Consider the following 12,209-nt stretch of genomic DNA (forward strand, 5'->3'; position numbering starts at 1 on the left):
ACTTAATTGGCGGGCGGGCCGATGCGGCGCGTCCGGGAGAGGGTGGCAGGATCGTTCGCCTGGGATTTTAGTGCCCATGCCGGACCGTCGGGTCGCCGTTCGGTTCGAAAGGCTGGTCATGGCTCGGTTGAAGTTCGGCGCATTTCTCGCACCTCATCATTCTATCGGCGAGCATCCGATGCTGCAGATGCGCGAGGACATTCGCCTCGCCAAGCATCTCGATGAACTCGGCTATGATGAATTCTGGGTCGGCGAGCATCACTCGACCGGCTGGGAAGTGATCGCCTCGCCCGAGCTGTTCCTGGCCGCGGTCGGCGAACATACCCAGCGCATTCGCCTCGGCACGGGCGTCGTCTCGCTGCCCTATCACCACCCGTTCAACGTCGCGCAGCGCATCGTCCAGCTCGATCACATGACGCGCGGGCGCGTGATCTTCGGCACCGGCCCCGGCGCGCTCCCGTCCGACGCATACATGCTCGGCATCGATCCGATGACTCAGCGCGATCGGCAGGACGAGGCGATCGGCGTCATCCGCCGGCTGTTCGCGGGCGAGCGCGTCACCCATGAAAGCGACTGGTTCACGCTCAAGGACGCGCGGCTTCAGCTGTTCCCGCTGCAGGAGGACATGCCCTTCGTCGTCGCTTCTTCGATCAGCCCGTCGGGCATGACGCTGGCGGGGAAGTACGGCATCGGCGCGCTCTCGATCGGCTCCAATTCCGACGCGGGGCTCGCCGCGCTGCCGACGCAATGGGGCTTTGCCGAACAGGCCGCCGCCAAGTCCGGCAAGACGGTCAGCCGCGACGACTGGCGCGTGCTGATGAGCTGGCACATCGCCGAAACGCGCGAGGAGGCCCGCGCCCAGGCCGGCGCCGGCCTGATGAAATGGCACAATGAATATACCGTCGGCACGCTGATGCGCCCGGGCGCCAAGCCCTTCGCCTCGCCCGACGAGGCGGTGGACCTGACGGCCTTCGTCGACGGCGCTGCCGCGGTGATCGGCACGCCCGACGATCTCGTCGCCGCGATCCGCAAGCTTCACGCCTCAGCCGGAGGCTTCGGCACCGTGCTCGGCTTCGTCCACGACTGGGCGAACCGCGAGAATACCGCGAAAAGCTGGGATCTCGTCGCACGCTACGTCATCCCCGAGATTCACGGCCTGCTCGAAGGCTATCGCACCTCGCGCCAATATGTCGTCGACCACCGCGACGCCTTCGAGCGCGCCGGTCAGGCCGTCCTGTCCAAGATCATGTCGCACGAAGGCGCCGCCGCCGCGCTCAAGGCGGGGCAGCAGGGCGGGGTGGCGATGCGATCGCCCAACGCGCCCGACCTCAACAAGGCCGCTGCGGCGATGAAGGAATAAGCACCGGCGACAAGCCCGGGCACCTCATCAGGAGAGTGATCACATGTCGATCGATTTCGAAATCCCGGCCGAGGCCAAGGCGATCCGCGAGCGGGTGCGCCAATGGGTGCATGACGAATGCAAGCCCGCTGAAAAGCGGCTGGTCGCGGGCGAGGATTACAAGACGGTCCTCAATGAACTGCGCGCCAAGGCGCGTGCGCAGGGCCTGTGGTGTCCGTTCATCCCCAAGGAATATGGCGGCATGGGGCTTGGGCCGCTCGCCAACGCTCTCGTCCAGATGGAGCTTGGCGAAAGCCATCTCGGCGCGCTGTCGATGAACACGCAAGGCCCCGATGACGCGACGATGATGACGCTGCTGGCGCACGGCACCGAGCATCAGAAGGAGAAGTATCTCAAGCCGCTGCTCAACGGCGAGAAGCGCATCTGCTATTCGATGACCGAGAAAGCGGCGGGCGCCGACGCCACCGGCATGCAGACCCGCGCGGTGAAGGACGGCAACGAGAATTACGTGCTGAACGGCGAGAAGTGGTTCTCCTCCGCCGCCAGCGTCGCCGACATCGCGCTCGTCATGGCGATGACCGATCCCGACGCGCCGCGCCATCAGCGCTATTCGACCTTCATCGTCGAACTGCCCAACCCCGGCTATAAGATCGTCCGCGATATCGAGACCATGGCAGTGCACGGCCCGCTGACCGAAACCCTCGGCGGCGGCCATTCGGAGGTCGAGATCAAGGATCTCGTCGTGCCGGCGGAGGATCTGCTCGGCGGCGAGGGCAATGGCTTCAACATGGGCCAGCATCGCCTCGCCTACGGCCGCCTGCGCCATGGCATGCACAATGTGTCGATGGCGCAGCGCGCGCTCGACCTCGCCACCGCGCACGTCATCCAGCGCGAGACGTTCGGCAAGCTTTTGAAGGAGCGGCAGGGCGTTCAGTGGATGCTCGCCGATTGCGCGGCGGAAATCTACAAGGCGCGGCTGATGCTGCTCCACATCGCCTACAAGGCGGAGCGCGGTGACGACATCCGGCAGGAAAATTCGATCGCCAAGATCTTCCTCGCCAACATGGTCCATCAGGTGGTCGACACCGCGATCCAGCTGCACGGCGCGCTTGGCTTCAGCCTCGATACCCCGCTCGCCGCCTGGTACACCCACATCCGTTCGCAGCGGCTGGTCGACGGCCCGGACGAGGTCCACCGCTGGACGGTCGGCCGCAACGTCATCAAGGCGTATGAGCGTACCGGCACCACCGCCTCGGCCTGCGGCGGCGACCTGCTCTGATCGCAGCCTGCCGCCGTCCGCTCACCGAACGGTAAAGCGCACCTCGTCGACGATCGCGCCGCCCGCATCGACCAGCCCCAGACGGTGCTGGCCCGTTGCGGCGGCGATCATCGGCTGCGCGCTCGCCGGCCCCAGGTCGCGTCCGTCGAGCATCAGCCGCTGCGCCATCACGTCGCCGGCCACCGCCACCGCAAACCGCTGGCGATCGGGCGGAATATCGGGATCAATCGCATAGACGGTGCCCGCCACCGGGCTGACGATGCGCGGCCGCCGGGCCTCGCGCGGCGCGGCGTCGATGTGCGTCTGCCCGGTCCCGGCCAGGAAATATTCCCGCCGTGGTTGCTCGATCTGCCGCTCGAACACGATCTGCCGCGCCTCGACGCCCGCGGGCCGCACCGGCGCTCGCCCCGGCACGCGCGCATGCAGCGCCATCATCACGTCGCGCCACACCGGCGCCGCGCCGCTGGTGCCGGACACCGCGCGCATCGGATCGCCCTCCACATTGCCGACCCAAACAGCGACGGTGAAGCGATCCGAATAGCCGATGCACCAATTGTCGCGCATCGCCTTTGACGTGCCGGTCTTCACTGCGGCCCAGAACGGCAGACGAAGCGCGGAATCGAGGCCGAAGGTCGCCGCCCGGGCATTGGGATCGGCCATCATGTCGCCGACGATCCACGCGGCCGGGCCGGTGGTCACCTGTCGCGGCGCCGTGCGCGGCTGGCCCTTGATCACTCGCAGCGGCGACCATGCGCCGCCGAGCGCCAGGCTGCGATAGGCCGCCGCCTGTTCCAGCAGCGTCACCTCCGCCGATCCCAGCGCCAGCGAGAAGCCGTAATATTGCCCGGCCTCGGTCAGCCCGCGATACCCCATGTCCCATAGCCGGTCGCGGAATGGATCCACCCCGACCAGCAGCAGGGTGCGCACCGCGGGCACGTTGAGCGAGCCTGCCAAGGCGGCGCGCGCCGATACCGGCCCTTTGAACCCTCGATCGTAATTCTGCGGCACGTAGAGGCCCGACGCAGTGTCCAGCTGAACCGGTGAGTCGTCGAGGATCGACGCCGCGGTCAGATAGCCGCGCTCGATCGCCTGCGCGTACAGGAACGGCTTCAGCGTCGATCCCGCCTGGCGATAGCTGCTCGCGCCGTCCACCGCCGGCGCCGTCGATGCGCCGCCAATCCCACCAACATAGGCCAGCACGTCGCCGCTTTCATTGTCGACCACCAGCACCGCGCCGTCGCGCGCGCGGCTGCCGCCGAGCCCCTGCAATTGCCGGCGCAGCGCCGCCGCCGCCACGCGCTGGATTCGGATGTCGAGCGTCGTGTGAACGCGCGCGCCGGCGCTGGTTAGCAGCCGGTCGGACAGGTGCGGCGCCAGTCCGGGATCGAGCGCGAGGCTACGTGCCGGGCCCAGCATCGATGCCGCCGCCGCCTGATAGCCGGTGCAGTCGCGCGCCCGCGCCAGCCGGCACGCGCGCGCCGCCAGCCGTTCGGCGCTGCCCTGCGGATCGGGCAGCAGCGCGGCGAGCAGCACCGCATCCTCGCGCGACAAGGCCGCCGGCGTCTTGCCGAACAGCCCCAGCGCCGCCGCCCCGATGCCCTGCGCCTCGCCGCGGAAGGGGGCGAGGTTCAGATACGCCTCGAGGATCTGCGGCTTGGTCCAGCGCGCCTCCAGCGCCCACGCGGTGCGCGCCTGGCGCCATTTGTCGCGCCACCCGCGCGCGCCCGGCGCTGCGAGGTCGGGCGACAGGAACGCCGCGACTTGCATCGACAGCGTACTCGCGCCGCGCGCGCGCTGCCCCTTCACCCGCCCCCACGCCGATCCCGCGAGCGCCAGCCAGTCGACACCGCCATGCTGCGCGAAGCGGCGATCCTCGGCTGCGACGATCGTCTGCGGCACTGCCGGAGCAATCTGGTCCAGCGGCGTCCATGCCAGTCGACGGGCAGCGAAATTGACTCGCGAACTGTCCACCAGCACGCCGTTGCGGTCGTACAACCACGCTTCGGAGGGGCGATAGGCGGCGCGGGCGGCGGCATAGTCCGGCAGGGGTGCGGGATAGGTCGCATAATCCGCGACACCAAGGCCAAGCGCCGCGACCGCAATCGTGACGACCGCGACACCCCGCGCGCCGACCCGCGGCCGCGTCTCACCCGCGCCGTCGCGACACTCGTGCCCCGGCACGTTATTGGGCGGCAACGACGACGGGCGCATTGGGGACGGCAGCGCGGATCGCGGGCGAATACAGCGCCTCCACCCAGCTGGGCGGCAGGTTGAACCGGCCGGCGCCGTTCAGCCTGAGGCTGTACGACACCTGGAACCGGCCGCGCGGCACCCAGGCGAAATAGGCGCGCCACGCCTCCCGCCCGCGCTCGACATAGGCAGGCGAGACGCCTTCGCCGTCATTCCCAGCCTGCAGCATCGCCGATTGCCCGCCGAGGTCGCCGACGATCGTCGCGCCAGCGGGGACGGGATCGCTCACCACCACCCAATTGCGCTCGGCCGAGGCGTCGACGGTGATCGTCACCTTCACCACATCGCCGCGGGTCAGCCGCCCGGCGTTGCGCGCCTGCACCACGCTGACCTCGCGCGTCATGCGATAGCCGGCGGCGAGCGGCTTGGTCAGCGGCACCGCAGCCGAGACGGAGACACTGGCCCATGGCCCCCCCCCGCCCGTTTGCGCGAGCCGCAATGGGGCGGGCGCAGCGGCGAGCGGGAACGCCGCGTCGCGTGCTGACGCTGCGAGCGGCCAACCCTTCGCGATCTGCCGCCCGGCATAGCGCAGCATCGTCGTGCCGCCGATCGCCTCGGGAGGATAAAGCGACGCGAACTTGCGCGCGGCAACTACGCCCCAGGCATTAGCGGTGGTTGTGTCCCAATGCCCGCGATTCTGTCGCAGCGCGGTGCCGACCATCATCCGCGGCGCATCGTCCTGCCACCCGGGCCGCCCCAACGTGACGAGCGTCGCCTTTATCGCGGTCTCGTCACCCGAGGACATCAGCCACCACGGCGCGGCTGCCTGATCGGTGAGGTCGAGCCGCGTTCCTTCATAGACCAGCCGGGTGCGCAGCACGCGCTCCCCCTCTGCGCGGAGCGCCGGGGCATTGGCCAGCCCCGGGATCCGCTCGATCGCGGCGAGATAATCGGCGAGCGTGCCGGTCGGCATGTCGCCCATCGGCATGCCGATCTGGCCCAGCATCGCCGGCGTCGCCGCCCCCGCGCGTGCCAGCGCCGCCAGCGCCGCGACCCGCTGCAGCCTGACGTCGCCAAAGTCGTCGCGCCGCAAGCGGCCGTCGAGCACGGCCTTCAGCGCCTCGATCATCCTGGCCTCGACAGTCTCCGGAAGGGCGAGCCCCGCCTCCCCCGCCATGGACAGGACATAAGCGGTCAGCACTTCCGATCCGTTGAGCTGATCGCCCGGGAAGTAACGCAACAGGCCGTCAGGCGCCTGATAGGTGGGCAGTTCACCGGCGAGTTGGCTCCACCCCGCACCATCGCCCAGCACCACGATGCGCGACAATCTTTGCTCGAAACACTGATAGGGATAGGCGGCCATATAGGCGCGCACGCCCTGCAGCGGCGGCGCGAGGCTGTCGTCGAGCCGGATGTCGAGCGTGCCGCGGCCGGGAAGCGCGCCGGCCGGCGGTGCGATCGGGATCTGCGTGTCGGCGCCGACGCGGGCGAGCGTCGCCGCCCAAACCTTGACCGGGACCGCGGGAATCACATCCTGCGTGACGGTGATCCTGTCGCTTGCGCGGCCATCGGTGGCACGTGCGCTGACCTGCCAGCGCAGCCTGTCATGTCCCTGGGGTGCGGTCAGGTTCCACGCCACCGCCTTGGCGCCGCCCGCCGGGATCGTCACCGTCAGCGGGCGCCCAGCGGCAATACGCGGGAAGACGTCGACATTGGCGGTCACCGTCATCGGTCGGGCAGAGCCATTGCGCAGCGTGAAGGCGGCCGAAAAATAGTCGCCTGTGCGCACCAGCGGCGGCAGCCCGGCGAAGATCGACAGATCCTGCGCCGTGCGAATATCGGTGCTGCCGGTGCCGAACAATTGCGCGCCGTCGGTGGCGATCCCCACCAGCTTGAACGACGACAGCGCATCCGACAACGGCACGGCGATGCGGGCGCGGCCCTGTTCGTCGAGCGCCACCCGATCGCGCCACAGCAGCACGGGCTCGAAATTCTCACGGTTGAGCGCGGAGGCATCACCGCCGCCACCGCCAGCCTCCACCGCCTTGCGCCCGTAATGGCGCTTGCCCACCACCTGCATCTGCGCGGTGGAGGTCAGCACCGACAGCGGCCGTTCCCCCATCATGGCGGGGAGCAGGTTCCAGCTTTCGTTCGGCGCCAGTTGCAACAGCGCCTGATCGACGGCGACAAAGGCAAGGTCGGCCGACCGTGCCGGCTTCCCGTCGGGGCGGCGGACCTCAACCGCCACTTGCGCGGTATCACGCGGGGCATAACGGTCCCGGTCCGCCTTCACCGCGATGCGCAGTTCGTGCGCTTCCCAGCCGACCTTCACCCTGGCCATGCCCATGCGATAGGCCGGCTTGGCGAGATCAACGAGCGCGGTGGGAGCCTGCGCCTCGTCCGGCTTGCTCGACAACCCCAGTGTGCGCGCGATCCGGTTGATCCACGTCCAGAACCCGCTTTCCACCCGGCCGCGCACCGCCATCACCGATACATAGACGTCGGGGGCAAAGCTGCCGGCCATCGGCACAGACACGACCGGATTGTTGCCCGATAGATGGGTGACGAAGCTGGACAGCACGCCCTCGCGCTCGACCGTTACCAGCGCGGTTGCCTCGCGGAATGGCATGCGCACCTGGAAGCGCGCGGTATCGCCGGCCTTGTAAGTCTGCTGCTCGGGGATCAGGTCCATCCGGTCGCCATTGTCGCCGCCGAACCACCAATCGTCCTCGCCCGCCAGCCACACGCTGCGCACCGCGCGTGCGACATGGCCGTCGGCATCCGTGGTGGCCGCCGCGGCATAGACTTCGCCCGACACCCCCGGATCAACGGTGCATTGCGCCAGCCCCTGCGCGTCGGTGGTCGCGGTGCACCCAGCGTCCAGCTTCGTCGTGCGCATCTGATTGTCATAGGCGTAGAAGCCGCCGATCAGCCGCCGCCGCGCGGTCAGCACCTCGCGGCGGTACAGCGCCACCGCGATCTTCTGCCCCTTGATCGGCTTTCCCTCGGTATCCAGCGCGACGAAGCGAAGCCTGAAGTCATCCTGCTTCATCAGCCAGCCGTCGGTGCGGATGCCCAGTTGCACACCGGAGGCATAGATCGGGATGGTGCGCGACGCGGTCAGCGTTTCGCCATTGGCATCCTGATAATCCATCTCCACGCGCATGTCGGCGCTGCCGTCGAGTGATTGCGGTACTTCGATCGTCTGGCGTGCGGTGCCATCGGCGCCCAGGCGCACCGGCACCGTCTGCGTCGGTGGCAATTCGGTGCGATCCTCCTCGCCTTCACCGTTCAGCGGCCGTACGCCTTCGATGACCGCACGTCCGCCAAAGGTGAAATTGTCATAGCCCGCGGGCGTTGCACTGCGCGCAAACCAGCCGACGCGCAGGTCCACCGGCAGGTTCGACGCGCCGCCGCCCGACAGATAGCCGGCGTAGAGGTCAAGTGGCACGCGGGCCGGCCGCACCAGCGCCGCCTTCGGACCCGTCACGGTCGCGCGCATGGTGGGCAAGCGATATTCGTCCACGCGGAAGGACTGGTTCGTCTCGATCGATCGATCGCCCGCGATGATCGAGAGGTCGTAATCACCCATTGGCGTGCCCTTGGGGGCGGTCCAGCTGTTTTCGCCCACGCCGCTGGCATTGATCGCCAGTGGCAGCTCGAACTGCGTGTCCGACCCGCGGTGCGACAAGCGCAGCGTGCCACGGACGGCAGGCGCCAGGGCGAATCCGGCGCCGATCGGACGGCGCAGGATATGCTTCATGTGGATCGTGTCGCCCTGCCGCACGAGCGCGCGATCGAACACGGTGTGGACCATCTCGCCCCGCGCGGTGTAGCCATAGGGCAGGTCGAAATCATACGGCCGGATGCCCTCGCCCCAATCAGAGAGCGTGAAGCTGAAATCGTCACCACGCCGCGCGGAGACCATCAGCGCATGGGGAGAACCGGCGGATTCGCAATTGGAATAGGTTTCGGGCCGCGGCAGGCCGGCGGGGATGAAGAGGCCGCCGGTGCGATCGGTCATGCCGCGCGCCAGCAGCTTGTCCGTGCAACTGTCGGTCACCTGCACCAGCGCATTCGCGGCGGGCTTGCCGTCCGACAATTGCGTTACCCAGGCAAGGCTGCGCTCCTCTCCCCATTTGAAATGGACCGCCATGTTGGTGACCAGCGCAGCAGTGGCGACATAGCGCGTCTGATCGCGACCCAGCAGCGCGCGGCCAAGCACCGGACTGGCGAGCTCGACCACGTAGAAGCCCGGCTTAGTCAGCGGAATGCCGACGACTTCGAACTCCTTGCCCTTGCCCGGCAACGTCACCGTGATCGGCGATCCGGCACCAGCGGGGAGGATGGATTTCTCGCCCGTGTGATTGATGCGGATCGTTTCCGATCCCCGTTCGACCGTCTCAATGTCGGTCTCGTCCGCGGTGGCGACCGCGCGCAACCAGCGTGCGATCTCGCCATCGCCGCCAGTCACGCGCAGGCTGTCGCCGCTAACCGCCACGCCGCGGCCCTGCAACTCAGGCTCGACGTTGCGCACCGTCACCGGCAGCACGCCGCCCTCGCCAGCCTCGAGGATGCCGAAGCTCGCGGCGAACTTCACCAGCGGGGGTGCCACATCGAAGCGGACGTCGAGGGGGAAGCGTTCGGCATTGGCGAGCGGGCGCCCGCTCTCATCCTTGATCCCCGCAGGGAGCGTGATCGTGCCGGTGGTGCCCGCCGGCAGCGGCGCGGCAAAGGTCACGTCGGTCACCGTCGCATTACGGCGCGTCTCATCCGACAGCTTGGGCGCGATCTGCTTGCCATCGGCGGTGGTCAGGCGGATCGCAGCGGCCTGGCTCAGCGGCACGGGCGCGGTGAAGCGGACCCGCGCCGGCTGTACCGGGCTGCACCCCGCTTGCGGATTGGTGCGGCTGCATTCGAACCGCGCCGTGAAAGGCGCGCGCACGCTATAGTCGAAACGCTGGTCGGCGCCGGCCAGCCTGCCGCCAGCGCCTGCGATCTTTCCGCCCCACACCAGCGCCATGTCGCGTCCCGGCGGCAGCGGGCGCCGGCATTGCAGCGCCGTCACCGCGCCCAGCATCTTCTGTCGGTCGGCGGCATTGTCGGGGAGCGTGTCGGGAACGCCGGCATTTTCGAGGAAGCTGCGCACTTCCCAGCGATCGCTGCCCATGCCCGACAGCACCTTGGCCGGCACATCGGCGGGCAGAACGTCGACCGCAATCTTTTCGCCGATCCCATCCACCGCGCAATAGGCATTGGCGGCCACCGAGGCAGGCAAGGCGCGCATATTGGCGGCGACCAGGAACACCTGATCCTCCTCGATCTCGTCACGGCTGGCGGGAAGCACGGCACGCGCACGCGGACCGCCGGCGTCGACGGTGAAGCGCTGCTGCCCGGGCAGGGCATAGCCGCTGACGCTCTTCAGCCCCTCGCGCGTCTTGAGTTCGCAGCTCATGCCGCCGGGGAGCGGATTGGCGAATTCCCACACATAGGTCTGCTGATCGACCCAGCGCCCCTCGCCGTTGATCGAACAGGTGACGGTGACGGGTGACGCCGCGCGCGGATCGCCCAGCGGCACCATCGGCTGGCTGAAGCGGATCGTGAAGCGATCGATCGCGCCGCCGCTGCCGCCCGGCGAAGCCATGACGACGCGAGGACTGTTGTCACCCGACAGGCTGGCGGGCACGAGGAGCATGGCCAGCAGCGCAAACCCAATCGTCGGCTTCATGCCCCACCCCTCCGATGCCCGCTTTCCAGGCTACTTTCCGCGCGCCTCAAGTCCAGCGGAATAGCAGGTGGGATCAGGCAGTCGCGGGAATGATCCCCGCGCCGACCAGTGCGAATACGGCGAGCCCGATGGCAATGCGGTAGATCACGAAAGGCCAATAGCCGCGTGTGCTCACCAGCCGCAGGAACACGACGATGACGCCATAGCCGACGATGAAGGCGATCAGCGTCGCCAGCGCGGTTTCACCCGGCCCGATCGGGCCCCAATCGCCCCAGCTTTTCGCCAACTGATACAATCCGGAGCCCAGCACGGCGGGCACGGCGAGGAGGAACGAATAGCGTGCCGCTGCCTCACGCGTGTAACCCAGCAGCAGCCCGGCGCTGATCGTGCCCCCTGACCGCGACACGCCGGGAATCAGCGCCATCGCCTGCGCAAAGCCGAGCAGGATGCCGTCGCGCACGCTCATCGATTCCAGCGGCCGGCGCTTCGCCCCGACACGGTCGGCGAAGCCGAGGACAAGCGCGAAGACGATCAGCATGGTCGCCGTGATGCGCAGGTCGCGCAGCACCGTTTCGATCGCATCCTTGAACAACAGGCCGAGCACCACGATCGGCAGGGTGCCGATCAGCACCAGCCAGCCGGCGCGCGCGTCGGCGTCCATTGCGCGCCACGGCTTGCCCAGCGCGCCCAGCCATGCGGCGGCGATGCGCCACAGATCGCGGCGGAAGTACAGCAGCACGGCGAGTTCGGTGCCGATCTGCGTGATGGCGGTGAACGCGGCGCCCGGATCCGTTCCGGGGTTCATCAGCGCCCCCACGATGCGCAGATGCGCGCTGGACGAAACGGGCAGAAACTCGGTCAGCCCCTGTACCAGCCCCAGGATCGCCGCCTCGACCCAGCTGTTCGCCATCGTCAGGAGGGGTCGCGCTGCGGCGTGCGCGGGGTCAGGGCGCGGCGCTCACGCGGGGCCATGCCGCGGCGCAGGAACCGCACGCTCAGCGCGCTGCCGCCCAGCGTGATGACCGCGACGATGCCCGCCACGGCGAGAAGGTGCATCTCCGTGATCTGCACGCCGCCGACCGACCGCGCCGCGAGATAGCCGGGCAGCAGCAGCGCGGGCACCCACAGGATCGCCGAGACTACATTGGCGATCTGGAAGGTGCGCTGGCGCATGCCGAGCACCCCGGCGACCAGCGGTACGGTCGACCGCATCGGACCGAGGAACCGGCCGAGCAGGATCGACGCCGCGCCATAACGGCGAAACACCAGCCGCGCCTTTGCGGCCGCCAGCCGATAGCGGTTGAGCGGCCAGCGCCGGAACGCCGCCGGCCCGAACTTGCGGCCGAGCACATAGGACACCCAGTCGCCGAGGACCGCGCCGACGATGGCCCAGATCAGTACGCTCGCCGGATCCAGCAGACCGGTGCCGATCATCCCACCGATCGCGATCATCAGCGCGGTAGCGGGGATCAGCATGCCGATGACAACCAGGGATTCGCCAAAGGTCAGCAGCATGACGATCGGTCCTGCCCAGATGGCATGATCGGCGATGAAGGTGGCGACGCGGCCGATTGCTTCATCCACGTCAGCGGCTCCCGATGGGGCGAGTGGAACGGCGGGTGGCGGAGGACAGGGCACAGGTCACGGGGTTG

Annotated in this window: 6 protein-coding genes; 2 read left to right on the forward strand and 4 right to left on the reverse strand. The window is 68.6% G+C overall.

Annotated elements, in window-relative coordinates; all coding sequences use genetic code 11:
• Positions 1-118 precede the first annotated feature (118 nt).
• Positions 119-1,360, forward strand: a complete 1,242-nt coding sequence (locus ACH0BU_RS10100) for an LLM class flavin-dependent oxidoreductase (RefSeq protein ID WP_500264010.1) — start codon at positions 119-121, stop codon at positions 1,358-1,360.
• Positions 1,361-1,403: 43 nt separating this feature from the next.
• A complete protein-coding gene (locus ACH0BU_RS10105) occupies positions 1,404-2,639 on the forward strand; it encodes an acyl-CoA dehydrogenase family protein (protein ID WP_296217847.1) in 1,236 nt (411 codons plus the stop codon).
• 21 nt (positions 2,640-2,660) lie between these two features.
• On the opposite strand, the gene pbpC is transcribed toward ACH0BU_RS10105, so the two are convergent.
• From pbpC to ACH0BU_RS10125, 4 genes are all read right to left on the reverse strand, one after another.
• Complete coding sequence (gene pbpC / locus ACH0BU_RS10110; RefSeq protein ID WP_296217849.1) at positions 2,661-4,850, reverse strand: penicillin-binding protein 1C; 2,190 nt, start codon at positions 4,848-4,850, stop codon at positions 2,661-2,663.
• On the reverse strand, positions 4,822-10,557 hold the full coding sequence (locus tag ACH0BU_RS10115) for an alpha-2-macroglobulin family protein (protein WP_500264011.1): 5,736 nt from the start codon (positions 10,555-10,557) through the stop codon (positions 4,822-4,824). Before ACH0BU_RS10115 ends, pbpC begins: the two co-directional genes overlap by 29 nt.
• Positions 10,558-10,630: 73 nt before the next feature.
• The gene (locus tag ACH0BU_RS10120; RefSeq protein ID WP_296217853.1) at positions 10,631-11,467 is read right to left on the reverse strand and encodes an undecaprenyl-diphosphate phosphatase; all 837 of its coding nucleotides are present in this window, start codon (positions 11,465-11,467) and stop codon (positions 10,631-10,633) included.
• 2 nt (positions 11,468-11,469) lie between these two features.
• Positions 11,470-12,141: a DedA family protein gene (locus tag ACH0BU_RS10125; RefSeq protein ID WP_046408232.1), complete on the reverse strand. Its 672-nt coding sequence runs from the start codon at positions 12,139-12,141 to the stop codon at positions 11,470-11,472.
• Between the last annotated feature and the right edge of the window lie 68 nt (positions 12,142-12,209).

The sequence above is a fragment of the Sphingomonas olei genome, from assembly GCF_045369765.1.
Classification (GTDB): domain Bacteria; phylum Pseudomonadota; class Alphaproteobacteria; order Sphingomonadales; family Sphingomonadaceae; genus Sphingomonas; species Sphingomonas panaciterrae.